Origin of the sequence: Streptomyces kaniharaensis, assembly GCF_009569385.1 — a bacterium.
Lineage (GTDB): Bacteria > Actinomycetota > Actinomycetes > Streptomycetales > Streptomycetaceae > Kitasatospora > Kitasatospora kaniharaensis.
The window spans coordinates 611,443-634,509 of record NZ_WBOF01000001.1; the positions used below are offsets into that span (position 1 = coordinate 611,443).

The following is a 23,067-nucleotide window of genomic DNA, read 5'->3' on the forward strand; positions in this document are numbered from 1 at the left end:
TTACGGGACAGCCCTGGCCGCACTCCCACGCGGTGATCGCCCGGTTCCTCAGCGCCCGACCTCGCGCAGGCGGAAGTCCTCGACCGTCTCACGCCGGATCAGCAGCCGGGCGCGACCGTCCCGCACCGCAGCCACGGCCGGGCGGCCGACCAGGTTGTAGCCCGACGCCATCGACAGCTGATACGCCCCGGCCGCCGGCACGGCCAGCAGATCGCCCGGGCGCAGGTCGGCGGGCAGGACGGCGTCGCGGACCAGCACGTCCCCGGCCTCGCAGTGGCGACCGACCACGTCCACCCGGGCCGCACCCGCCTCCGACCTCCGCCCCACCAACCGCACGCTGTACGGCGATCCGTACAGCGCCGGGCGCGGGTTGTCGCTCATCCCGCCGTCCACCGCCGCGAAGCAGCGGCCGTCCGAACCATGCTTCACCGACAGCACCCGGTACACCGCCACCCCCGCCGGCCCGGCCACCGCGCGGCCCGGCTCGACCAGCAGGCGTGGCACCTCCAGATCCGACTCCGCGCAGCGCACCGCCAGCCGGTCGGTCACCCGGACGGCGAACTCGGCGAGACCCAACTCCTCATCGCCCGGCAGGTAGCGGATGCCGTGGCCGCCGCCGAGGTCCAGCTCGGGCAGCTCGACACCGTGCCGGTCGCGCACCTCGACCATCAGCCGCACCAGCGCGTCCACCGCCTCCAGGTACGGCCCGACCTCGGTGATCTGCGAGCCCAAGTGGCAGTGCAGTCCCACCAGTTCGAGTCCGGGCTGGTCGAGCACCCGGGCGATCGCGTGGGCCGCGTCACCGCCGTCGATCGGGAAGCCGAACTTCTGGCCGCCGACGCCCGTCCGTACCGCCGCGTGATGGCCGGCCGCGATCCCGGGCACGACCCGGACCAGCACCTTCTGCGGGGTGTCGGCGGCCACCAGCGCGGCCAGCCGGGCGATCTCCGCCGGGCCGTCGATGACGATCCGGCCCACCCGCAGCCGCCGGGCCAGTCGCAGCTCCGCCGGGGACTTGGCGTTGCCGTGCAGCAGGATCCGCTGCGCCGGGAACCCGGCCGAGACGGCCAGCCACAGCTCACCGGAGGAGCAGACGTCCAGGCCCAGGCCCTCCTCGGCCACCCAGTCGGCCATCGCGCTGCACAGGAAGGCCTTGGCCGCGTACAGCACGTCGGCGTGGGGCAGCGCCCGCCGGTACGCGCGGGCGCGGGCCCGCACCTCGGCCTCGTCCAGGACGTACAGGGGCGTGCCGAACCGCTCGGCGGACTCCGCCAGGCCCACCCCGCCGACCAGCAGGTCCCCGCCCGGGCCGGGCCGCGCCGAGGCCGGCCAGGGCGAGCCGAGCGCGTCGTGCGCACCGACGGCAGCGGTCGAGGCGGGAGGGGCGGTCAGCTGGGTCATGGCGGCAACTCCCAGGGAACGTCGAGCGGGTGGTCAGTCTTCGAAGTGCATAGCGAACCGGCAGTGCGCCGGGCGGGTGCGGTCGCGGTCGGCCGCCGCCGCAGGGGCCGGTTCGGGCGGCTCGGGGCTGTCCTGGCGTCCGGCGGTGGGCAGCAGACGGATCGTCCGCTCCGGCGGCTGGTCGACGTCGATGGTGGCGGTGGTCACTGCGAGCTCCTCGGGTCTCGGGGCCGTCGTTCACGGCCCTCGGTTCCAGTGGAGACCCTCCGCGCACCGATGGCACCCGTCCTTGACGCGCGGCCTACGGATCGGGGGCGGACTTTGACGGCTCCCTGACATTCCCCCGACGCTGGCCCGTCCCGAACGGCGGGCCGTCAGGGGGCCGTCAAGAAGCGGGCCGCGGGCGTCATGACCGCGTCAGCGGCGGCGCGGACGAGATGGTTCCGGGGTTCACTGGATACGACGGAACCGAGAACCCGGAACCACGCGGAGGCGAACGGCCATGACCGGGACCACCCGAGTGATCGTCGGCCTGAGCGGATCACTGAGCAGTCTCGCCGCCCTGTACCTCGCCGTCGGAGAGGCCGCCCGGCACAGGGCCACCCTCGTGCCGGTCGCCGCCTGGAGGCCGAACGACCGGGACGGGCTGCGGCCCCTGTCCGAGCTCGAACACGGCGCCCGGCGACGCCTCGACATCGCCTTCGACCAGGCTTACGGCGGCTACCCGTCCGGTCTGGTCATCCGCCCCCTGGTGGTCAACGCCGAACCCGGGCCCGCCCTGGTCGGCGCCGTCACCGGCCCGGACGACCTGCTCGTCCTCGGCACGTCCGCCCGCCGCCGCCTCGACCGGCTACGGCGCCCCTCGGTCGCCCGCCACTGCCGCCAGCGGGCCGGCTGCCGGGTCGTCGAGGTGTCCCCGTCCGAGCTGCTCACCCGCCTCGAACTCCCCGCCCGCACCGGCGCCCCACTCCCCCTCCTCGCCCGCTGACACCCGCGCGCCCTCGAAACCCGACGCCTGCCGAGACCCGCCTAACGCCCCGATCCGCCGTTGTCCCGCCCGATCCCCCCGCGGGCGGGGCAACGGCATGCCAGGGGCGCGCCGTCAGGACGGGTCGTCCAGGTGGACGCTCAGCCAGGTCAGCGACGGGGGCAGCAGGCGGTTCCAGGTGGTGAAGTTGTGGCCGCCCTTGTCGACGGTGGCCTGTGCGACGACCAGCGGGGGCCGGGCGCCGGCGGCGAAGGCGCTGGAGTCGGCGTAGGTGCGGCCGTCCTCCTTGCTGTCGGCGAGGAGGACGTTGAGCGCGGGCACGGGCAGATGGGCGAGGCGCCAGGCCATGTCGGCCTCGTTGCGGCGCTGCTGGCTGCCGGCGAAGAGATCGCCGGTCGTGACGTCCTCGGCGGCCTTGAGGTAGCCGGAGAGCGAGACGACCGCGGAGAAGGTCTGCGGGTGTTCCATGCCGAGCTTCAGCGCGCAGTAGCCGCCCGTCGAGTCACCCATCACGCCGACGCTGCCCGTTCCTCCCAGCACCCGGTAGGAGGCGCGCAGGTCGGCCGGCACGTCGGTGGTGAAGTAGGTCTGGGCCTGCGGTCCGTTCGGGATGTCCTCGCACTCGCTGTCCCGGGGCATCGACGGCGAGGGCCGCATCAGCACGAGGACGGTGGGCTTCATCGTGCCCCTGCGCAGGAGGTCGAGTTCGGTGGCGGGGTAGCGCAGCTTGGTGACGAGGTTGGTGGCGTCGCCGGGGAAGCCGGTCATGACGAGGACGGCCGGGAAGTGCCTGCCCTCGTTGCCCGGCTGGAAGTACTGAGGCGGCAGGTAGACGTACCCGTCGGTGCTGAGCCCGGTGGTGCCGCCGGGGATGCGGACCCTGTCGAGCCGCCCGATCTGGGCCGGATCCCGGCTCGCCGATCCGGCGCCGGTGATCTCCGCCGTGCCGAGCACCTGGACGCCGGTGGGCCCTCCGGGGCCGGCGCCCTGGACGACCCCGGTGCCGCGCTCGTGCCCGAACAGGTCGGACCAGCTGCTGTAGAACACGAAGTAGTCGTTGACGGCGAGCCCGAGCGTGGCGAGCAGGGCGAGCTGGGTGAGCAGGATGGTGCCGAGCCGCAGGAACATCGCGGGCCAGCTGCGCACGGCGAGCTTGGGCCAGACCCACAGGGTGCCGAGCACCGTGGACACCGCGAACAGTGCCATCAGCGCCAGCAGCTTGTGACTGGTGAGTCCCATGGGTCCCGGCCTCCCCTACCACTGTGACCCACCGGCCCGGGTCGGCGCTCCTCACCGCAGAGCGATCGAGTGGCCACCCGGCGTGATCCCGGTCACGCGCGCTAGAAGTTCGACAAGGATGTAGAAGATGGGTCGGGTCGCAGGCTATGCTTTCGGCGGCTTGAAAGGGCACGCGAGACGCCTCCGCCAGATGGCGAACTACCCATTGATGGGGCATATCTGACGAGTTATCAGCTGCTTGCTGCGGGCGCCGGGACGTGCACCGAGAGGACGCCGTTGCGTCACGTCAACCCGCCGCCAGCACGCCACGCCCGACCGGGGCATGCCCTCGCACGCCCGTCGGCCGTTGAACCGGAGGTGAGTCGCCACGGGAGAGCCGACCGACCGATCCCGGCCGCCACACACACCCGTTCACGCCGAAGGAAGTCCGTCATGGCCGTCCGCGCACGACCCCCGACCGGCCGGCGCCCGATCCGTCTGGCCAACTCCCCCGTCCAGAGCCCACGACGAGGTTTCCGATGACTCCCGGAAAGCTGCTCCCGCAACGCGGCGAGGCGGCGGGTCTGCTCGCCGTCCTGACGCTCCTCGCCCTCGAAGGCCTCACCCTCGGCACCGCCTCGGAGACCGACCGGCCGGTGGTCGGCGCCGCCCTGATCGGGGCCGCCGGGTCCGGCCTCGCGCTGACGGGCGCGCTGCTCGTCGGCCGTCTTCTCAGTGCTCGGCGCAGGCTCCCGCTGCCCCCGCCGGGCCCCAACGGCCCCGTCTACAGCGCCCGCGCCCTCGAGGGCTTCCCCATGGAGGCGGTCCGCCCGCTGCTGCTCGCCGAGCACGGGCCGCGGCTCGACCAGTTGTACGCCGCCTGGGTGCTGGCCCTGGGCGGCCGCACGGCGCCGTGGATCGCCCGCCGGCTGGACCTCCCCGTGCCCACCGCCCGGCTCCTGGTGGACGCCGTCCACGCGTGCCGCCGGGTCCGGACGAAGCCCGGCCGGTCCGCCGGCCCGGGCCGTCGCCGCGACTGATCTCTCACACGGGCGCCCCGGGCACAGCGGCGGCCCCGCCGCAGCCGGCGTTCGCCTGCGCCACCAGGAACGGCACCATCCCGCGCTCCGCCAGCGCCGTCCGCCACGCCTCCCGCGCCGACGCCAACTCCCCTGCGCCGTCCGCCTCCCCGGCCTCGGCCGCCCGGGAGCGCGACGCCGCGCCCAGCAGCCCCAGCCCGCCGGCCAGCGCGCCCACCAGCGCCACCCCGGCCGCGATCCACCCGGCGCCGACCAGCGCGTGCCCCAGCAGCTCCAGGTCCTCGGCCAACGCGAGCGCGTAGCCGAGCAGCAGGAAGATCGTGGCGGCGGCGCCCGCGACGATCGGCACGATCACGGCCAGCACGCCCAGCCACCCCGACGCCCGCTGCCGTGCCGGCGCGTCCACCGGCAGCGGCGCCGCCGCGTCGGCGTCCGCCCGCAGCACCGCATATCTCTCGTATTCCGGCGCCGCCGCGGCCAGCACGTACTCCGCGTTGTCCCGCGCGCTCCGCCGCAACCGCTCCGCCCCGTGCGCCTCGTCCCCGATCGCCCGCAACGCGGCCTGCGCCGGCGCCCCCGCCAGCGCGCGACTCAGCATCGTCTCGAAGTCGGCCCGGTCCTGCTGCGGCAGTCGAAGCGGCCTGTCCATGGTTCTACCCCGTTCGCTGTTCACCTGCCGGCCCCGTCCCGAGCGCGTCAGCCCCACCACAGCGCCGGCGTCTCCAGCCCTTGGTTCTACAGCACTGTAGAGCATGGGGTGGTACGGGAGCAGCACACTTCACCTGTGGAATCGCGGGGCCGGGCATCAGGCCACCGTCAGGATGCCCCGCATGAAGTGGTGGAGGGTGCACAGGTACGAGTAGGCCCCCGGCTGAGTCGGCGCCTCGAAGGTGGCCGTGCCGCCCGGGGTGATGGGGCCGGTGTCGAAGGAGCGGTCCTGGGCGGTGAGGGTGTGCTCGACGGTGTCGGCGTTCGTGACCGTGACCACCGCGCCCGGGCCGACGGTGAGGTTCGCCGGCTGGAACAGGAAGTTCCTGATCGTCACCGTCCCCGCCGCCGTCGAGCCGGTCGGGGACGACGGGCCGGGGCCGGGCGACGACGGTGGGGCGGCGGAGCTGCTCTCGGACGGTGCCGGGCCGAGGTAGCTGCTGAGGCAGGCGCTCAGGGTGGCGGCGAGCAGCAGTGCGCCGCCGGCCCGGGTGAGCCGGGTCGGCGGGCGCATCATGCGGTGGTGGGCCGGACGCGGCGGGCGTCCCCGACCGGCTCGGCGGCGGCCGGGGCGGGTGGCGCGAGGCCGAGGAGGGCCGGGGTGAGAGCCGTCGGGGTGGTCCACCGCTGCACTGCCGACCTCCCTGGGGCGAGGATGCGCTGGGCCCGACGCTAACCGCCCGCCTCGCACGCCGCGCGGCGAAGCGGGCGGCCGTCGCACGAACGGCTCAGCACGAACGGCTCCGTGCGACGAACTCAGCGCGACGAACTCAGTGCGAACGGCTCAGTGGGACATCCGGGCACCCGGCCGCAGCCAGACCACCCAGGTGAGCACCGAGCACGCCACGTACGCCGCCAGGAACCCGACGTACGCCGTGTCCCCGTTGTGGCTGCCGAGGAAGGACTGCCGGAACGCGAGGTTGACCAGCACCCCGCCGAACGCCCCGATCGCGCCCGCGAGCCCGATGAGGGCGGCGGACCGGCGCCGGGAGGCAGCCTCGGCGGCGGCCGGGTCGCCGCCCGCGGCGACCGCGGCCCGGGCGCGGGCCTGGTAGTGGGCGGGGATCATCTTGTACGTCGAGCCGTTGCCGATGCCGCTGAGGACGAACAGCGCGATGAATCCGCCGAGGAACAGCGGCAGCGAGCCGGCCCGCGAGGCGGCCAGGACCACGGCCGTCCCGGCGCCCATGGCCACGAAGGTCGCGAGGGTCACCTTCGCGCCGCCCCAGCGGTCGGCGAGCCGCCCGCCGACGGGGCGCAGCAGGGAGCCGAGCAGCGGTCCGAGGAAGGTGAGGGCGGCGGCCTTGACCGGGGTGTCGAAACGGTCGTGGAACTGCACCTGGAGCACCTGCCCGAAGGCGAAGCCGAAGCCGATGAACGAGCCGAAGGTGCCGATGTAGAGCGTGGACACGGCCCAGCCGTACGGGTCGCTTGCCACTTCGCGCAGCGCCCGACCCTCCCCCGAACTCGCCGACGACACTGGAAGGTTGTCCATCTTCCACCACGCCCCGGCCGCCGCGAGGACGATCAGCGGCAGGTAGAGCAGCGGCAGCAGCCGGGGGTGGGCGGCGTCGGCGGTGGCGAGCACGAGCAGTCCGAGCAGTTGGACGGCGGGGACGCCGAGGTTGCCGCCGCCCGCGTTGATGCCGAGCGCCCAGCCCTTGAGCCGGTGCGGGTAGAAGGCGTTGATGTTGGCCATGGAGGAGGCGAAGTTGCCGCCTCCGACGCCGGCCACGCACGCGACCGCCAGCAGCGTCCCGTACGAGACGCCGGGCTCCAGGACGACGGCGGCGAGGGCGGTGGGGACGAGCAGCAGCAGGGCGCTGACGACCGTCCAGTTCCGCCCGCCGAACCGGGCGACAGCGAAGGTGTACGGGAGCCGCAGCAGCGCGCCGAGTGCGGTCGGAAGCGCGGTGAGGGTGAACTTGCCCGCCGGGTCGATGTGGTACTCGGGCCCGAGGAAGAGGACGAGCACCGACCAGAGGCTCCACACCGAGAAGCCGATGTGCTCGGAGAGGACGGAGAAGACCAGGTTGCGCCGGGCGATCCGCGCGCCGGCGCGCTCCCAGAACTCCTCGTTCTCCGGGTCCCAGCCGCTGAGCGGGGCGGGCGGTCTGACGTCGACGACGGCGCTCATGCGCCCACCTCTCTCCGCTCGGCAGGCGCTTCGCGCAACGCGCACCCTTCGATGATTCGCTCGCTTCTCTCGCTCATACCACTTCCCCTTCCGGGGCGAGCCGGACCGGCCAGAGCCGCAGGACGGCGGGGGCGCCGTCGGGGGCGGTGTCCTCGTCGAGGCAGCGGCCGTCGGTGAGGTCGAAGACCTGCTTGTACATCGGGGATGCGAGGGTGGGCCGGTCGCCGCGGCTGCCGATGAGGCCGCGGGAGAGGACCTGGGCGCCGCTGAACGGGTCGAGGTTGTCGACGGCGTAGAGGTCGCCGGCGCGGCCGAGGAACAGCGCGACCTGCCGGTCGCCGTCGAGCAGGACGGCCCTGCCACGGCCGGGCTGCAGGTCGTCGAGGGTGCAGACGGCGTGCCAGCTGGTGCCGTCGTGGATCTGAACGGTCACGGGGTGAGCACCTCCAGTCGGGACCCGGCCACCAGGACCGGGACGGGGGCGGTGAGGGTCTGTCCGGCCTCGCCTGCGCGGGCGGGGCGGATCTGGCCGCGTTCGGGGACGAAGGTCACGGCCGGGTCGGGGGTGCCGGGGGCGTTGACGAAGGACGCGAAGCGACGCATCCGGTCGGGGTCGGCGAGGGTTTCGGCCCACTCGTCCTGGTAGCCGCCGACATGACGGGCCATCAGGTCGTCGAGCTCGGCGGCGATGCCGAGCGAGTCGTCGAGGACGACGGCCCGCAGGTGGTCGAGGCCGCCTTCCAGCCGCTCCAGCCAGACCGAGGTGCGTTCGAGCCGGTCGGCGGTGCGGATGTAGAACATCAGGTAGCGGTCGATGGTGCGGATCAGGGTCTCGCGGTCGAGGTCGGCGGCGAGCAGGTCGGCGTGCCGGGGGGTCATGCCGCCGTTGCCGCCGACGTAGAGGTTCCAGCCGGCCGAGGTGGCGATGATGCCGAAGTCCTTGCTCCGGGCCTCGGCGCACTCGCGGGCGCAGCCGGAGACGGCGGACTTGAGCTTGTGTGGGGAGCGCAGTCCCCGGTAGCGGAGCTCCAGTTCGATGGCGAGGGCGGTGGAGTCCTGGACGCCGTAGCGGCACCAGGTCTCGCCGACGCAGGACTTCACGGTGCGCAGCGCCTTGCCGTAGGCGTGGCCGGACTCGAAGCCGGCGTCGACCAGCTTGCGCCAGATGACCGGGAGCTGGTCGACGGTGGCGCCGAAGAGGTCGATCCGCTGGCCGCCGGTGATCTTGGTGTAGAGGCCGTGGTCGCGGGCGATCTCGCCGATGACGATGAGGCCTTCGGGGGTGATCTCGCCGCCGGGCACGCGGGGGACGACCGAGTAGGAGCCGTTGCGCTGGATGTTGGCGAGGAAGTGGTCGTTGGAGTCCTGGAGGGCGCCCTGCTCGCCGTCGAGGATGTGGCCGTTGCCGAGGCTGGCCAGGATGGAGGCGACGGTGGGCTTGCAGATCTCGCAGCCCTCGCCGTTGCCGTGCCGGTCGAGCAGGTCGGTGAAGGTGGTGATGCCGGTGACCCGGACGATCTCGTACAGCTCGGCGCGGGTGTGGGTGAAGTGCTCGCACAGGCCCTTGTCCGTGCTGACGCCGGCGGCCTCCAGCTCCTCGGTGACGACGGTGCCGAGCTGCTTGAGGCAGCTGCCGCAGCCGGTGCCGGCCCGGGTGCACTTCTTGACGGCGGCGACGCTGTCGCAGCCCTGCTCGTGGACGGCGGCGCGGACGGCGCCCTGGGTGACGTTGTGGCAGGAGCAGAGCACCGCGTCGTCGGGCAGGGCGACCGGTCCGGCATTGGCGAACCCGGCGGGCAGCACGAGCTGTTCGGGGGCGACGGTGAGCGGCTTGCCGGCCACCGCGAGCGGGCGCAGGGTGCCGTAGGCGTCGGTGTCGCCGACCAGGACGCCGCCGAGCAGCGCGCCGTCCTGGCCGATGACGAGCTTGCGGTAGACGCCGCTGCGGCTGTCGCTGTAGAGCACGTCGAGCGCGCCCTCGGCGGTGCCGTGCGGGTCGCCGAAGCTGGCGACGTCGACGCCGAGGAGCTTGAGCTTGGTGGAGGTGTCGGCGCCGGTGAAGCCCTCGCCGGTGGGACCAGCGCCCTCGCCGGCCAGGCCCGCGACGGTGCGGGCGGCCGTCTCGGCCATCTGGTAGCCGGGCGCGACGAGGCCGTAGACCCGGCCGTCGGCGGCCTGGGCGCACTCGCCGATGGCGAGGATCGCGGGGTCGGCGGTGCGGCAGTGCTCGTCGACGACGATGCCGCCGCGCTGGCCGACCGGCAGGTCGCAGTCGCGGGCGAGCTGGTCGCGGGCGCGCACGCCCGCCGAGAACACCACGAGGTCGGCGGGCAGTTCGCGGCCGTCGGAGAGGGCGAGTGCGGTGACCCGGCCGTCCGGGCCGGTGACGACGCCGCTCGCGCCGGCGCTGGTGTGCACCGTCACGCCGAGGTCCTCGATCTTGCGGCGCAGCACCGCGCCGCCGCCGTCGTCCACCTGGACGGCCATCAGGCGGGGCGCGAACTCGACCACGTGGGTGGAGAGTCCACCGGCCCGCAGCGCCCCGGCGGCCTCCAGGCCGAGCAGGCCGCCGCCGACCACGACACCGGTGCCGGCCGCCTCGGCGTCGGCGCGGATGGCGTCCAGGTCCTCGATGGTGCGGTATACGTGGCAGCCGGCGGCGTCCTTGCCGGGCACCGGGGGCACGAAGGGGACCGAGCCGGTGGCCAGCACCAGGACGTCGTAGCGGACTTCGGTACCGGACCGGGTGGTGACGGTCCGCCCGGCCCGGTCGATCGCGGTGACCGGGTCGCCGAGGCGCAGGTCGATGCCGTGCTCGGCGAGGAAGCCGGGCGGGCAGAGCGACAGGTCCTCGGCGGTGCGGCCGTCGAACAGCGAGCTGAGGTGGACCCGGTCGTACGCGGGCCGGGGCTCCTCGGCGAGCACGGTGACCCGCCAGCCGCGGGCCGCGGGCTGCTCGGTCCAGGCCTCCAGGAAGCGCTGGCCGACCATGCCGTGGCCGACCAGGACGAGGTCCCGGACCGTGCGGTCGTCAATGGTCATCCCAGTACTTCCAGTCATCGCAGTTCTCCTCGGGTGAGCAGGTGCAGGGGGTGGCCGGCGAGGGCGCCGCCTTCGGCGAAGGCGCCGGCCAGCGCGTCCACGGTGGCCAGGTCGCCGAGCAGGATCGCGCCGACCAGACGGTCGCCGCGCAGGACGAGCTTCTTGTAGCTGCCGCGGGTGGCGTCGGTGATCCGCAGGACGTCGAGGCCGGGGTCGAGGGTCTCGTCCACGGCGCCGAAGGCCGCGTACTCGAGGTCACCGGTGCTGAGCCGGGCGCGCGGGCGGGTGCCGGAGTAGGTGGCGTCCGGGTCGGCGCCGGAGAGCCGCCGGGCCAGCACGTCGGCCTGGTCCCAGGCGGGGCCGGCCAGGCCGTGGACGGTGCCGCGGTGCTCGGCGCAGTCGCCGATCGCGTACACGTGGGGTGCGGCGGTGGCGAGCCCGTCGTCGACCAGGACGCCCGTGCCGACCGGCAGTCCGGCGACGTGGGCGAGGGCGGTGCGGGGGCGGGTGCCGCAGGCGAGCACGACCAGGTCGCAGTCGAGCCGGTAGCCGTTGGCCAGCTCCACGGCGCCGACCCTCTCGCCGCCGTGCACGGCACGGGCCCGGTTGCCGGGGTAGCACTCGACGCCGAGCGCGAGCAGCCGCTCCCGCAGCACCGCGGCGGCCTCACGGTCGAGCTGACGCTCTATCAGGTGCGGTCCCTGGTGGACGATCTCGGTGCGCACGCCGAGCGCGGCGAGCGCCCGCGCGGCGCTCACCCCGAGCACGCCGCCGCCGATCACCACGGCCCGCTTCGCGCCGACCGCCTCCTCGGCGAGCCGGCCGCAGTCGTCCAGGGTGCGCAGGGTGTGCACGCCCTCGGCGAGGCCCTGCCCGTCGGGGCGGCGCAGCCCGCGGACGGGCGGCAGCACCGGGTTGGAGCCGGTGGCGAGGACGAGTTCGTCCCACGGCTCGACGGTGCCGTCCGCCAGCCCGAGCGTGCGGGCGACCGGGTCGAACGTCACCACCTCGCAGCCGGGCCGCGGTTCGGCCCCGCCGAGCGGCAGCGCGATCGACTCGGCGTCGTAGCGCCCGGTCAGCACGTCCGCGAGCAGCACCCGGTTGTAGGGGGCGCGCGGCTCGGCGCCGTAGACGGTGACGGTGCCGCGCCCGCCGAGCGCCCCGTACCGCTCGGCGAACCTGGCCGCCGCCATGCCACCGCCGACGACGGCGATCCTCGGGTTCTGCGTCATGACGCCACCTCGTCTCGGTCGGTGACCACCCGCTCGACCCGCACCGCGCAGAGCTTGAACTCCGGCATCCGGGACACCGGGTCGAGCGCCGGGTTGGTCAGGCTGTTGGCCCGGCCCGCGCCCGGCCAGTGGAACGGCATGAACACGGTGTCCGCGCGGATGGCGTCGGTGATCCGCGCCGCCGCTACCGCCCGCCCGCGCCGGCTGGTCACCGCGACCGGCTCCCCGTCCGCGATCCCGAGCCGCTCCGCGAGCCGCGGGTGCAGTTCGACGAACGGGCCGGGCGCCGCCGCGTTGAGCTCCGCGACCCGGCGGGTCTGCGCGCCGCTCTGGTACTGGGCGAGCACCCGGCCGGTGGTCAGGTACAGCGGGTACGCGTCGTCCGGCTCCTCGCCGGCCGGGCGGTGGGTGACGGCCGCGAACCGGGCTCGCCCGTCCGGCGTGGCGAACCGGTCGAGGAACAGCCGCCGGGTGCCCGGGTGGTCCTCCGCCGGGCAGGGCCAGAACACCCCGTCCTCGGCCGCGATCCGCCGGTAGCTGATGCCCGCGTAGTCGGCGTCGCCGCCCGCCGAGGCGCGCCGCAGCTCGTCGAACGCCTCCTCGGCGTCGGTCGGGAAGCCGCCCGTCACCCCGAGCCGGGCGGCCAGCTCGTGCAACAGCCACAGCTCGCTGCGCACACCCTCGGGCGGGTCGAAGGCGCGGCGGCGCAGGATGACCCGGCCCTCCAGGTTGGTGGTGGTGCCGTCCTCCTCCGCCCACTGGGTCACGGGCAGGACGACGTCCGCGAGCCGCGCCGTCTCCGACAGCACCATGTCCGCGACGACCAGCAGGTCCAGCGCGCGCAGCCGTTCGGTGACGTGCCCGGCGTTCGGCGCGGACACCGCCGGGTTGGAGCCGGCCAGCAGCAGCGCCCGCACGCCGTCGGGCCGTCCTAGGCCGTCCAGCAGCTCGTACGCCGACTTGCCCGCGCCCGGGAGGCTGTCGGCCGGCACTCCCCACACGGAGGCGACGTGCGCGCGGGCGGCCGGGTCCTCGATCGAGCGGTAGCCCGGCAGCTGGTCGGCCTTCTGGCCGTGCTCGCGCCCGCCCTGCCCGTTGCCCTGCCCGGTCAGGCAGCCGTACCCGCTGTACGGGCGGCCGGCCTTGCCGGTGGCGAGGCACAGGTTGATCCAGGCACCGACGGTGTCCGTCCCTTTGCTCTGCTGCTCCGGCCCGCGCGCGGTGAGCACCATGCCGGTCCCGGCCCCGCCGAACAGCCGGGCAGCCTCGCGCAGTTGGTGGGCCGGCACGCCGGTGATCCGCTCGACGCGGTCCGGCCAGTGCGCCATCGCGGCCTCCCGGGCCGCCTCGAAGCCGGTGGTCCGCTCGGCGACGAAGTCCTTGTCCACCAGGCCCTCGGCGATCACCAGGTGCAGCAGGCCGAGCGCGAGCGCCAGATCCCCGCCGGGCCGGGGCTGGAGGTGCAGGTCGGCGAGCTCGGCGGTGCGGGTGCGGCGCGGGTCGACGACGATCAACGTGCCGCCGTTCTCCCGCAGTTCGCGGAAGTAGCGGACGGCCGGCGGCATCGTCTCGGCCGGGTTGCCGCCGACCAGGATCAGGCAGCCGGTGTGCGGGATGTCCGCGAGCGGGAACGGCAGCCCGCGGTCCAGGCCGAACGCCCTGCGGTGCGCGGCGGCCGCCGAGGACATGCAGAACCGGCCGTTGTAGTCGATGTTGGCGGTGCCCAGCACCACCCGGGCGAACTTGCCCAGCAGGTACGCCTTCTCGTTGGTCAGCCCGCCGCCGCCGAACACTCCCACCGCGTCCGCGCCGTGCTCGGCCCGCGTCCGGGCCAGCCCGGCGGCCACCCGGTCCAGCGCCTCCGCCCAGCCGGCCGACCGCAGCGGCCCGCCGGGCCGGTCGCGCAGCAGCGGGCCGGTCAGCCGCACGTCACGGGCGAGCAGCGCGGGCGCCGTACGGCCCTTCCCGCAGAGCGCGCCGCGGTTCACCGGGAAGTCCGGCCGCTCCAACACCTCGGCCCCGCTCGCGCCCGTCCCACGGCCCAGCCGCATGCCGCACTGCAACGAGCAGTACGGGCAGTGGGTGTCGGTGGCCGGCGCCGGGGCCGGCGGGCTGGTGAGGTTCATGCCGAGGAATCTCGCGCTCCGCTGTTTCACGTCCGGGTCACGCGTGTTGCGTGCGCGGTACACCTCCCTCACGCCACCTGGGCCGCAGGGTGCGCGGACGGACATCAGCCGTAACCGGAGCGCAGGTTTCGCTTACTTCCAGGTGACGGCCGGGCAATGCCCCCGTAACGTGCGCGCCGCACCCTACCTGGCATGGCAACCCCCACCCAGCCAGGACCGCTCACCGGATTCACCGTCGGGGTCACCGCGGCACGCCGCCGCGAGGAACTCGTCGCCCTCCTCACCAGGCGCGGCGCCCAGGTGGTCGAAGCCCCGGTGCTCCGCATCATGCCGCTCGCGGACGACCTCGCGCTGCGCGAGGCCACCGAACGCTGCCTCACCGCCCCGCTCGACTACGTGGTCGCCACCACGGGCGTCGGCTGGCGCGGCTGGATGAGCGCCGCCGAGGGATGGGGGCGCGGCGCCGCGCTCGCCGAGGCCTGCCGGGGCGCGGTCGTGCTCAGCCGCGGGCCCAAGGCCACCGGCGCGGTCCGGGCCAGCGGGCTCGGCGAGGGCTTCTCCCCCGGCTCGGAGGCCACCGACGAACTGCTCACCTGGCTGCTCGCCCGCCCGCTCGCCGGGCGCCGGATCGCCGTCCAGGAACACGGCGTACGGCTGGACGCCTTCGCGGCGGCGCTGCGCGAGCGCGGCGCCGAGGTGATCTCCGTCCCCGTCTACCGCTGGGCGCCGCCGGACGACATGGCGCCGGTGCGGCGGCTGGTCGAGCAGACCGTGCGGCGGCAGGTGCACGCGCTCACCTTCACCAGCGCACCCGCCGTCGCCGCCTTCATCGCGACCGCCGAGGCCGAGGGCCTGCGCGAACCCCTGCTGGACGCGCTGCGCGGGGACGTCCTGCCGGTGTGCGTCGGCGCGCTGTGCGCCCGGCCCTTCGCCGAACTCGGCCTGCCGGCCGTCTTCCCGGAACGCGGCCGGCTGGGCTCCCTCGTCCGCCTGCTCGCGGACACCCTGCCCTCGCTCGGACGGCGCGAACTCACCCTCTCCGGCATGGTGTTGACCCTCCAGGGCAACGCCGCCCTGGTCGACGGCGAGAGCCACTGGCTCAGCCCGCGCGGCGCCGCCGTCCTCCGCGCCCTCGCCGAACGGCCCGGCCGGGTGCTCAGCCGCGCCGAACTCCTGCGCGTCGCCTGGACAGACGCCGCGGCCGACGAGCACGCCGTCGAGGCGGCGGTCGGACGGCTACGCGCCTCCCTCGGCCCGCACGCTGGCCTGATCCGTACCGTCCCCAAGCGCGGCTACCGGCTGGCGGCCGGCTGATGCCGCCCGTCCTCCTCGCCGTCGCGCACGGCAGCCGGGACGCCACCGCCTCCGCCGCAATCCGGGTCCTGCTACGGCGGGTTCGCGCCCTTCGACCCGAACTGACAGTCCGCTGCTGCTTCCTGGACCTCGCCAGCCCCTCGCTCACCGATGCGCTCGCCCAACTCGCCGGCGCGCGGCCGATCCTGGTACCGCTGCTCCTCGGCACCGGCTACCACGTCCGGGTCGACCTCCCGGCCGCGCTCGCCGCCGCCGACCTCCCCCTCTCCCACCTCGCCCCCGCCCTCGGGCCCCACCCACTGCTCTCCGAGGCCCTCGCCGACCGCCTCACCGAGGCCGGCGCCCCGGCGGACGCACCCGTGGTCCTGGCCGGCGCCGGCTCCTCGGACCCCACCGCCCTCGCCGACACCGCCCGCATGGCCGGCTTCCTCGCCACGCGCCTCGCCCGCCCCGTCACCCCGGCACATCTCTCGGCCGCCGCCCCCACCCCTCACCAGGCCGTCGAGGCCCTCCACGCCGCCGGCCACCCCGAGGTCGCCGTCGCCACCTACCTCCTCGCTTCGGGCTTCTTCGCCCGCCGCGCCGCCACGACCGCCGCCACCTGGACCAGCCCCCCGCTGGCAGCCCACGACGCCGTCGCCCGCCTGGTCCTCCACCGCTACGACGAGGCCCGGGCGGCGACATCACTGCCCTGGGCCGCCTGAGCGGGCAGAGTCAGGGCGATTGACCCGCAGCCTTTCGTCTTCTGCACAGGAAGTCGGTCTGGCCGACTTCCTGTGCAGAGGGGCCGGACAATGCCGTCGCCGCTTCGGCCCTGCCGAAGCGGCGACGGGGGCGACCGGCTTTGAGTTGGGGTGGGTTTTCGACGATCCGTCAGAAGCTGTGCACTACCGTCGGCCGGTGGCCGCCCGCTCGCGCGCGTCGGTGTTCTCGTCCTCGCCCTGGTCGTCGCCCCAGCCGTCGCTGCGGTCGCGGTAGAGGGTGAAGCGGTCGAACAGGACCGGCGCCGGCAGCGGGTTGACAGCGGTGGCGGGCGCCGAGTGGTAGTAGCTGACCGTGATCGCGGTCCGCCCGCCCGGCACCAGGCCCGGGTCGACGTCGAACACCGCGACGCCGTACGGGTAGTTGGTGTCGGGGTCGGTCACCGCCGACCAGTGCGCCTTCTCCTTGGCGTCCGGGTCGGCCTTGAAGGTGAGGCGCTGGGTGCGGACGAAGGCCTCGCGGACGCCGTCCGCGTCGGCGGGCAGGTACTGGTCGTCGTGCCCGGCGGTGCCGCCACCGCCGAGGATCAGGTGGACGGTGCCCTGCGAGGTGTCGATCCGGCGCAGGTCGTCGTCGGCGACGGCCGGGGTGAGCAGCCCGCCGGGCTCGGTGCCGCGGACGGGGTGGGTGCGCTCGTAGTCGTGGTCGTGGCCGGCCAGCACGAGGTCGACGGAGTAGCGGTCGAGCAGCGGCAACAGCTTCTCCCGGATGCCCATGTCGCCGCCGTGGCTGGCGGAGGACGACGACATCGCGAACTGGTGCATGCTGACGACGATCCAGTCGACCGCGCTGCCGCCCCGGGCGCGCGACAGCACCCGCTCCAGCCACCGGAGTTGGGCGCCCTCGCTGTAGTCGCTGATGTAGATGGACCGGCCGGTGGCCGGGTCGAGGCTGGCGTCGTCCTCGACGGCGATCTCGTTGCCGTCGAGGCTCAGGAACAGCACGGAACCGACCTGGAAGGCGTACCAGTTGCCGCAGTGGTCGCGGGTGCCGTTGTCGGGCAGCTCGAAGCGGGTCAGGTAGGAGGCGTACCCGAGGTCCCCGCCGCCGGCCTCGACCTCGTGGTTGCCGGGCGAGGGCATCCACGGGCGGCTCGCGGCCGACCTGGACAGGTTGTTCATGAACGCGTTCCAGCACTGCGGCTGGAGCTGCGGGTTGTTGTTGGCGTACGCGAGGTCGCCGTTGAGCAGGTGGAACAGCGGAGCGAACTGCTCCACCTGACGGACGGCCGCCGCGCCGTGGATCGACGACTTCTTGAACACGTTGTCGCCGGTGCCCAGGTCCCCGAAGCTGGTGAACCGGAACGCGGCCCGGCCACGCGCGGGGGCGGTGCGGAAGGTGCCGCGCACCGGTTCGGCGCCGTCGTGCAGCACGTCGTAGACGTACGTGGTGTCGGGCTTCAGGCCGCGCAGCCGGGCGTGGTGGGTGAAGGTCTCGACCTTGTTGAGACCGTCGACGTAGCTGCGCGTCTGCGCGTCGACGCTGTGCCCGGCGCCGCCGCGCGGCGTGCCGATCCGCACCCGGGGGCGGCTCACCGAGGCCGCCGTCGCCCAGGAGACGGTCATCTCGGTGGACGGCTCGTTGCCCCACTGGAGGTGGATCTGCTCCGGGCCGGGGGTGCCGGCCAGCGCCGGCTGCGTCCACAGCAGGGTGGACGCCGGGATCGCGGCGAGGGCGCCGACCGCCGTACCCGTCCGAAGGACCGTTCTGCGCGAGGGATGTGACCGCGAGGGATGTGACACTGCCGCCTCCTGGGCTCCGGGAAACGCCCAGGAGAATCCCAGCCGGACCGGTCCGGCAGACCACTTCGGACAGTGCTCACGGGGAACGGCAGTTGAACGCCTGCCTGTACCGACCCCCCGGGGCCCGCGCTGACACGGGCGGATTACCGAACCCTGACGCCGACTCCACACACGTCCTCAACCCGGCCCCGCGCCGATAGCTTCGGCGTATGGAGATTCTGGTCACCGGCGGCGCCGGGTTCATCGGATCGGCCGTCGTCCGCGCGCTGGCCGCGGCGGGGCACGGGGTGCGGGTGCTCGACGCGCTGCTGCCCGCCGTCCATCCCTCGGGGCGGGCGCCGGACCTGCCCTCCGACGTCACCTTCTGCCACGGCGACGTCCGCGACGCCGCCGCCGTCGAGGAGACGCTGGCCGGGGTGGACGCGGTCTGCCACCAGGCCGCGATGGTCGGCCTCGGGCTGGACCTCGACGACGCGCCCGCCTACGCCGGCTGCAACGACCTGGGCACCGCCGTCCTGCTCGCCGCGATGGCCCGCACCGGCGTCCGCCACCTCGTCCTGGCCGGCTCCATGGTCGTCTACGGGGAGGGCCGCTACCGCTGCGCCGAGCACGGCGACGTCGCCCCCGGCCCGCGCCGCCCGGCCGACCTGGACGCGGGCCGCTTCGAGCCGCCCTGCCCGGTCTGCGGCACCACCCTCGCGCCGGGACTCGTCACCGAGGACGCCCCGCCCGATCCCCGCAACGTCTACGCCGCCACCAAGCTCGCCCAGGAGCACCTCGCCTCGGCGTGGGCGCGCGCGTGCCAGGGCACGGTCCTGACGCTCCGCTACCACAACGTCTACGGCCCGGGCATGCCGCGCGACACCCCGTACGCCGGGGTCGCCTCGCTGTTCCGCTCCGCCCTGGCCCGCGGCGAGGCGCCCCGGGTGTTCGAGGACGGCGGCCAGCGGCGGGACTTCGTCCACGTCGAGGACGTGGCGGCGGCCAACCTGGCGGCCCTGGCGGCTCTGCCGTCCCGCCCGGTCGGCAGCGCCCGCGCGTACAACGTGGGCAGCGGCGAGGTCCGGACGGTCGGCGAGATGGCCGAGGCGCTGGCGGAGGCGCACGGCGGTCCAGCGCCGGTGGTGACGGGCCAGTACCGGCTGGGCGACGTCCGGCACATCACCGCCGACTCCGCCCGGCTGCGCACCGAACTCGGCTGGCGCCCGCAGGTACCGTTCCGCACCGGGACGGCCGAGTTCGCCGCCGTGGTCCTGCGGCCTGACTAGCCTCGCGCCGCCGGGAGCGCGATCTCGAAGCAACATCCCCCGGCGACGTTGTGCACCCGGGCGCGCCCGGCGTGCGCCTCGACGATTCCACGGACGATGGCCAGCCCGAGCCCTGCACCGCTGTCCCCGCCTTCACCGGGCTCGCGCCGGGGCGTGCGGGCGGAGCCGCCGCGCCAGCCGGTCTCGAAAACGCGCGGCAGGTCCTGCTCCGGGATGCCGCCGCAGCCGTCGGTCACGGACAGCACCACCTCGTCCACCTCCCGCCGCGCGGCCACCGCCACCACGCCGTCCTCGGGAGTCGAACGGATCGCGTTGACCAGCAGGTTGCCGAGCACCCGGGTGATCTCCCGGCTGTCCACCTCGACCGGCTCGGCCGCCACCTGCCGACCCTCCAGCCGGACACCCCGGCGCCGGGCCAGCGGGTACGCCCCCGCGAGCGCGTCGTCGACCAGGTCGTACACCGACACCCGGGTGAGCGAGAGGGAGAGCGCCCCGGCCTGGATCCGGGAGAGCTCGAACAGGTCGTCCACCATCCCGGTGAGCCGCTCGACCTCGGTGCGGATCCGTACCAGGTAGCGGTCCGGCTCCTCGGCGACGCCGTCCTCCAGGGCCTCGGCCATCGCCCGCAGTCCGGCCAGCGGGGTGCGCAGGTCGTGCGAGATCCAGGCGATCAGCTCCCGACGGGACCTCTCCAGCGCCTGCTCGCGTGCCCGGGACTCCGCCAGCCGGGCACTGGTGGCCGCCAACTCCTCGGCCAGCGCTGCCAATTCGGTGCCCAGCGGGTGGGCCGGCGCGGTGAACCCGGCATCGCTGCCGACCGTCCGGGCGGCGACGGCCAGCGCCCGGCTGCCGGCCACCACCTGGCGACCCAGCAGCGCGGCGGTGAGCAGCGACACGACTGCGGCCATGCCGAGCACGGTGATGACGACGCCGAGGTCGTGGGTGGAGAGGAACATCGCCTGTGCCACCGCGAAGGTTCCGGAGGTCACCGCGAGGACCGTCACCACGGCCACGCAGAACAGCGAGAGCGCGACGGAGCGGCGGCGCAGCAGCCGGATCGCCGGCCAGCCCAGCAGGCCCGCGCCGCCCGCCCCGAGGGCGGCGAACAGGGCGATCAGCAGCAGGTCCTTCACGCCGCACCCCCCGTGGGGTCGAAGCGGTAGCCGACGCCCCAGACGGTGCTGATCAGGGCGGGCGCGGCCGGATCGTCCTCGATCTTCTCGCGCAGCCGCCGGACGTGGACGGTGACGGTGGAGAGGTCGCCGAAGTCCCAGCCCCAGACCCGCTGCATCAGGTCCTGCCGGGAGAAGACCGCGCCGGGGTGCCGGAGCAGGAACGCGAGCAGATCGAACTCCCTGAGCGTGAGGGAGAGTTCACGCCCACCGCGGTGGGCACGGCGAGCCTTCGGGTCGAGCGTGATGTCCCCGGAGAGCAGCGGCCCGCCGTCCGGCGCCGGGGCCGTGCCGGGCCGGGAGCGGCGCAGCACCGACTGCACCCGCAGCACGAGCTCGCGCGGACTGAACGGCTTGGTGACGTAGTCGTCCGCGCCGAGCTCCAGGCCGAGGATCCGGTCGGCCTCGTCCCCCTTGGCGGTGAGCAGCACCACGGGCAGCCCTGCGCCCTCCGCGGAGGCGCGCACCCGGCGCAGCACCTCCAGGCCGTCGAGGCCGGGCAGCATGAGGTCGAGCACCAGCAGGTCCGGTCGCGCGGTCCGGGCCAGGGCGAGCCCCTGGGCCCCGTCGGCGGCCCGGTCCACCTGGTGGCCGGCGCGGGTGAGGTAGCCGGCGACGACCTCGGCCACGGTCGGGTCGTCGTCGATCACCAGGATGCGGGAGGTGTCGTTCACCCCGCCGAGGATAGGAGCCCGCGGCGCCGGGTGCGGACGGGCCGGGCTCCCGTTCGGTTTTCGTAAGGTCCGCCGGACGGGTCACCGGCCACGACGTCCGACTTCCGTAAGACGCCCGCGCCGCCGCGTGCCGGCCTTCCGCAATTAGCGTGGCCCGCGTGATCTCACCCACCTCGCCTTTCCCGGACCGCCTTCCGCCCGTCGACGTCGTGCTGCCGTGCCTCGACGAGGCCGCCGCGCTGCCCTGGGTGCTCGGGCGGATCCCGGCCGGCTGGCGGGCGATCGTCGTCGACAACGGCTCGCGGGACGGCTCCGCCGAGCTGGCCCGCTCGCTCGGCGCGACGGTGGTGGCGGAGCCCCGGCGCGGGTTCGGCGCCGCCTGCCACGCCGGGCTGCTCGCGGCCACCGCCGAGCTGGTCTGCTTCCTGGACTGCGACGGCTCGCTCGATCCGGCCCAGCTCCCCCGGGTCGCCGGCCCGGTGCTGGCCGGGGCGGCGGACCTGGTGCTGGGCCGGCGCCGCCCGGTGACGGCCGGGGCCTGGCCGGTGCACGCCCGGCTCGCCAACGCCGCGCTGGCCCGGCGGCTTCGCGCCCGTACGGGGGCGCCACTGCACGACCTCGGCCCGATGCGGGCGGCCCGCAGGGAACGGCTGCTGGCCCTCGGCCTGGGCGACCGCCGCTCCGGCTACCCGCTGGAGATGGTGCTCTCGGCCACGGCGGCCGGGATGCGGATCGCCGAGACGCCCGTCGACTACCTGCCGCGTGCGGGCCGTTCCAAGGTCACCGGCACGCTGCGCGGCACCCGCCAGGCCGTCCGCGACATGCGCGCGGTACTGGCCGCGCCGCCGCCCACGCTGCTGGTGATCGCCAAGGCGCCGGTCCCGGGCCGGGTGAAGACCCGGCTCACCCCGCCGTGCACGCCCGAGGAGGCCGCCGCCCTGGCCGAGGCCGCGCTCACCGACACGCTGCACACCCTGGCGACCGTCCCCGCCGGGCGCCGCCTGCTGGTGCTGGACGGCGAACCGGGCGGCTGGCTGCTGCCGGGCTGGGAGGTCGTGCCGCAGTCCGGCGGCGGTCTGGACGAGCGGCTGGCGGCGGCCTTCGCCCACGCCGCCCGCCTCGCCCCGGACGCGCCCGCCCTGCTGGTCGGCATGGACACCCCGCAGCTGAGCGCCGCCGCCCTGGCCGAGCCGCTGTCCGCCGCCCGGCGCGCGGGCGCGGACGCGTGGTACGGCCCGGCGGCCGACGGCGGCTTCTGGGCGCTCGGCCTGGCCCGGCCGACCGCGGAGCTTGCCGCCCAACTCCTGCACGGCGTACCGATGTCCACCCCACACACCGGCTCAGATCTCCTCGACCGGCTTGCCGCAGCAGCGTTGACGGTTCATCACCTTCCGTCGCTCACCGATGTGGACACCGTCCACGACGCCCGCACGGTCGCCGCCGAGGCGCCGCACAGCCGCTTCGCCGCACGGTTGCATAGCTTCAACCTCACTCCGGAGGTGGCGGGTTGACGCCCACCGCGGCCACCCCCGGGGTCGACATCCCTTCCCCGACATCCGGCTGGGGAGACCCCTATGCCGAGGCCGTCCGCACCGGCCGGGGACCGCTCTGGCTGCGCCGCGAGGACGGCCGCCGGCTTCGGCTCGACCTCGAACGCTGGTGCGCGCCCGCGGCCGGCGCCGACCACAGCCTGCTGCTGCGCTGCGCCCACCTCGCCGCACCGGTCCTGGACCTCGGCTGCGGCCCCGGTCGCCTGGTCGCCGCCCTGCTCGCCCTCGGCGTCCCGGCGCTCGGCGTGGACGTGACCGGCGCGGCCGTGGCCCGAACCCTGGGCCTGGGCGGCCCCGCACTGTGCCGTTCGGTCTTCGACCGGCTGCCCGCCGAGGGCCGCTGGGGCGCCGCGCTGCTCGCCGACGGCAATCTCGGCATCGGCGGCGACCCGGACGCGCTGCTCCGTCGGGGCGCCGAACTCATCGCGCCGGACGGGCTGCTGCTGGTCGAGGTGGATCCGGAGGAGGTGGACGAGCGCACCACCGTCCGGGTCGAGGGGCCGGACGGCCGCCTCGGCCCGCCCTTCCCCTGGGCCCGTCTCGGCACTCGCGCCGCCTTGCGCCGAGCCGGGAGTGCCGGCCTCGCCGAGGCCGAGCGCTGGGCCTCCCACGGCCGCCGCTTCGTGGCGCTGCACAAGGGGTGAAGCTGGCGCCGGGGTCCAGGGAGCCTTGCAGGGTGCCGGTCGTGCACCA

20 protein-coding genes and 1 pseudogene are annotated in these 23,067 nt (G+C 74.9%); 8 read left to right on the forward strand and 13 right to left on the reverse strand.

Features of this window, described 5'->3' with window-relative positions:
* Window positions 1-48: 48 nt before the first annotated feature.
* Both lysA and F7Q99_RS02740 read right to left on the reverse strand, forming a co-directional pair.
* The gene (lysA, locus tag F7Q99_RS02735) at window positions 49-1,401 is read right to left on the reverse strand and encodes a diaminopimelate decarboxylase (protein ID WP_153459908.1); all 1,353 of its coding nucleotides are present in this window, start codon (window positions 1,399-1,401) and stop codon (window positions 49-51) included.
* A gap of 33 nt (window positions 1,402-1,434) precedes the next feature.
* The gene (locus F7Q99_RS02740; protein WP_153459909.1) at window positions 1,435-1,608 is read right to left on the reverse strand and encodes a hypothetical protein; all 174 of its coding nucleotides are present in this window, start codon (window positions 1,606-1,608) and stop codon (window positions 1,435-1,437) included.
* Window positions 1,609-1,903: 295 nt separating this feature from the next.
* Here F7Q99_RS02740 and F7Q99_RS02745 point away from each other — a divergent pair, with 295 nt between their 5' ends.
* Entirely contained in the window at window positions 1,904-2,389 is a 486-nt protein-coding gene (locus tag F7Q99_RS02745; protein ID WP_153459910.1) for a universal stress protein, read from the forward strand.
* A gap of 114 nt (window positions 2,390-2,503) precedes the next feature.
* Here F7Q99_RS02745 and F7Q99_RS02750 read toward each other — a convergent pair whose 3' ends face one another.
* Window positions 2,504-3,628: an alpha/beta hydrolase gene (locus F7Q99_RS02750; protein ID WP_153459911.1), complete on the reverse strand. Its 1,125-nt coding sequence runs from the start codon at window positions 3,626-3,628 to the stop codon at window positions 2,504-2,506.
* 518 nt (window positions 3,629-4,146) lie between these two features.
* On the opposite strand from F7Q99_RS02750, the gene F7Q99_RS02755 reads away from it, so the two are divergent.
* A complete protein-coding gene (locus F7Q99_RS02755) occupies window positions 4,147-4,647 on the forward strand; it encodes a hypothetical protein (protein WP_153459912.1) in 501 nt (166 codons plus the stop codon).
* A gap of 4 nt (window positions 4,648-4,651) precedes the next feature.
* Here F7Q99_RS02755 and F7Q99_RS02760 read toward each other — a convergent pair whose 3' ends face one another.
* The 7 genes from F7Q99_RS02760 to F7Q99_RS02790 form a co-directional block, all read right to left on the reverse strand.
* Window positions 4,652-5,296: a hypothetical protein gene (locus tag F7Q99_RS02760; protein ID WP_153459913.1), complete on the reverse strand. Its 645-nt coding sequence runs from the start codon at window positions 5,294-5,296 to the stop codon at window positions 4,652-4,654.
* Window positions 5,297-5,452: 156 nt separating this feature from the next.
* Complete coding sequence (locus tag F7Q99_RS02765) at window positions 5,453-5,872, reverse strand: cupredoxin domain-containing protein (protein ID WP_230210142.1); 420 nt, start codon at window positions 5,870-5,872, stop codon at window positions 5,453-5,455.
* Between the two features lie 267 nt (window positions 5,873-6,139).
* Window positions 6,140-7,492, reverse strand: a complete 1,353-nt coding sequence (locus F7Q99_RS02770; protein WP_153459914.1) for a nitrate/nitrite transporter — start codon at window positions 7,490-7,492, stop codon at window positions 6,140-6,142.
* A 73-nt stretch (window positions 7,493-7,565) separates the two neighbouring features.
* Entirely contained in the window at window positions 7,566-7,925 is a 360-nt protein-coding gene (gene nirD, locus F7Q99_RS02775; RefSeq protein ID WP_326846181.1) for a nitrite reductase small subunit NirD, read from the reverse strand.
* Window positions 7,922-10,534, reverse strand: coding sequence for a nitrite reductase large subunit NirB (nirB, locus tag F7Q99_RS02780; protein ID WP_195910981.1), 2,613 nt, complete (start codon window positions 10,532-10,534; stop codon window positions 7,922-7,924). Before nirB ends, nirD begins: the two co-directional genes overlap by 4 nt.
* 14 nt (window positions 10,535-10,548) lie before the next feature.
* Entirely contained in the window at window positions 10,549-11,766 is a 1,218-nt protein-coding gene (locus F7Q99_RS42435) for an NAD(P)/FAD-dependent oxidoreductase (protein WP_153459916.1), read from the reverse strand.
* Complete coding sequence (locus F7Q99_RS02790) at window positions 11,763-13,892, reverse strand: molybdopterin oxidoreductase family protein (RefSeq protein WP_153459917.1); 2,130 nt, start codon at window positions 13,890-13,892, stop codon at window positions 11,763-11,765. The genes F7Q99_RS42435 and F7Q99_RS02790 overlap by 4 nt, the downstream gene beginning before the upstream one ends.
* Before the next feature lie 192 nt (window positions 13,893-14,084).
* On the opposite strand from F7Q99_RS02790, the gene F7Q99_RS02795 reads away from it, so the two are divergent.
* Both F7Q99_RS02795 and F7Q99_RS02800 read left to right on the forward strand, forming a co-directional pair.
* On the forward strand, window positions 14,085-15,206 hold the full coding sequence (locus F7Q99_RS02795; protein WP_153459918.1) for a uroporphyrinogen-III synthase: 1,122 nt from the start codon (window positions 14,085-14,087) through the stop codon (window positions 15,204-15,206).
* Entirely contained in the window at window positions 15,206-15,910 is a 705-nt protein-coding gene (locus F7Q99_RS02800; RefSeq protein WP_153459919.1) for a sirohydrochlorin chelatase, read from the forward strand. Before F7Q99_RS02795 ends, F7Q99_RS02800 begins: the two co-directional genes overlap by 1 nt.
* A gap of 183 nt (window positions 15,911-16,093) precedes the next feature.
* On the opposite strand, the gene F7Q99_RS02805 is transcribed toward F7Q99_RS02800, so the two are convergent.
* Window positions 16,094-17,710, reverse strand: a complete 1,617-nt coding sequence (locus tag F7Q99_RS02805; protein WP_153459920.1) for a purple acid phosphatase family protein — start codon at window positions 17,708-17,710, stop codon at window positions 16,094-16,096.
* A gap of 209 nt (window positions 17,711-17,919) precedes the next feature.
* On the opposite strand from F7Q99_RS02805, the gene F7Q99_RS02810 reads away from it, so the two are divergent.
* Window positions 17,920-18,978 (forward strand): NAD-dependent epimerase/dehydratase family protein, encoded by a 1,059-nt coding sequence (locus F7Q99_RS02810; RefSeq protein WP_153459921.1) that lies wholly within the window; start codon window positions 17,920-17,922, stop codon window positions 18,976-18,978.
* Here the strand turns inward: F7Q99_RS02810 and F7Q99_RS02815 are convergent.
* Together F7Q99_RS02815 and F7Q99_RS02820 are read right to left on the reverse strand one after the other, a co-directional pair.
* Window positions 18,975-20,111 carry a sensor histidine kinase gene (locus F7Q99_RS02815; RefSeq protein ID WP_326846182.1) on the reverse strand — a complete coding sequence of 379 codons (1,137 nt, stop codon included), beginning with the start codon at window positions 20,109-20,111 and terminating at the stop codon, window positions 18,975-18,977. The genes F7Q99_RS02810 and F7Q99_RS02815 overlap by 4 nt on opposite strands.
* Window positions 20,108-20,824, reverse strand: a complete 717-nt coding sequence (locus F7Q99_RS02820) for a response regulator transcription factor (protein ID WP_407697730.1) — start codon at window positions 20,822-20,824, stop codon at window positions 20,108-20,110. Before F7Q99_RS02820 ends, F7Q99_RS02815 begins: the two co-directional genes overlap by 4 nt.
* Before the next feature lie 158 nt (window positions 20,825-20,982).
* On the opposite strand from F7Q99_RS02820, the pseudogene F7Q99_RS40815 reads away from it, so the two are divergent.
* From F7Q99_RS40815 to F7Q99_RS02830, 3 genes and pseudogenes are all read left to right on the forward strand, one after another.
* Window positions 20,983-21,699, forward strand: a pseudogene (locus F7Q99_RS40815) (glycosyltransferase family 2 protein); the annotation flags it as partial.
* A 180-nt stretch (window positions 21,700-21,879) separates the two neighbouring features.
* Window positions 21,880-22,335: a DUF2064 domain-containing protein gene (locus F7Q99_RS40820; protein ID WP_407697837.1), complete on the forward strand. Its 456-nt coding sequence runs from the start codon at window positions 21,880-21,882 to the stop codon at window positions 22,333-22,335.
* Window positions 22,332-23,018 carry a class I SAM-dependent methyltransferase gene (locus tag F7Q99_RS02830; RefSeq protein WP_153459923.1) on the forward strand — a complete coding sequence of 229 codons (687 nt, stop codon included), beginning with the start codon at window positions 22,332-22,334 and terminating at the stop codon, window positions 23,016-23,018. Before F7Q99_RS40820 ends, F7Q99_RS02830 begins: the two co-directional genes overlap by 4 nt.
* Window positions 23,019-23,067: the final 49 nt, after the last annotated feature.

Coding starts and splice junctions, on each gene's coding strand:
- lysA (WP_153459908.1), bottom strand. CDS start 1,401: ATGACCCAGCTGACCGCCCCTCCCGCCTCGACCGCTGCCGTCGGTGCG.
- F7Q99_RS02745 (WP_153459910.1), top strand. CDS start 1,904: ATGACCGGGACCACCCGAGTGATCGTCGGCCTGAGCGGATCACTGAGC.
- F7Q99_RS02750 (WP_153459911.1), bottom strand. CDS start 3,628: ATGGGACTCACCAGTCACAAGCTGCTGGCGCTGATGGCACTGTTCGCG.
- F7Q99_RS02755 (WP_153459912.1), top strand. CDS start 4,147: ATGACTCCCGGAAAGCTGCTCCCGCAACGCGGCGAGGCGGCGGGTCTG.
- F7Q99_RS02760 (WP_153459913.1), bottom strand. CDS start 5,296: ATGGACAGGCCGCTTCGACTGCCGCAGCAGGACCGGGCCGACTTCGAG.
- F7Q99_RS02765 (WP_230210142.1), bottom strand. CDS start 5,872: ATGATGCGCCCGCCGACCCGGCTCACCCGGGCCGGCGGCGCACTGCTG.
- F7Q99_RS02770 (WP_153459914.1), bottom strand. CDS start 7,492: ATGAGCGCCGTCGTCGACGTCAGACCGCCCGCCCCGCTCAGCGGCTGG.
- nirB (WP_195910981.1), bottom strand. CDS start 10,534: ATGACCATTGACGACCGCACGGTCCGGGACCTCGTCCTGGTCGGCCAC.
- F7Q99_RS42435 (WP_153459916.1), bottom strand. CDS start 11,766: ATGACGCAGAACCCGAGGATCGCCGTCGTCGGCGGTGGCATGGCGGCG.
- F7Q99_RS02790 (WP_153459917.1), bottom strand. CDS start 13,892: ATGAACCTCACCAGCCCGCCGGCCCCGGCGCCGGCCACCGACACCCAC.
- F7Q99_RS02795 (WP_153459918.1), top strand. CDS start 14,085: ATGGCAACCCCCACCCAGCCAGGACCGCTCACCGGATTCACCGTCGGG.
- F7Q99_RS02800 (WP_153459919.1), top strand. CDS start 15,206: ATGCCGCCCGTCCTCCTCGCCGTCGCGCACGGCAGCCGGGACGCCACC.
- F7Q99_RS02810 (WP_153459921.1), top strand. CDS start 17,920: ATGGAGATTCTGGTCACCGGCGGCGCCGGGTTCATCGGATCGGCCGTC.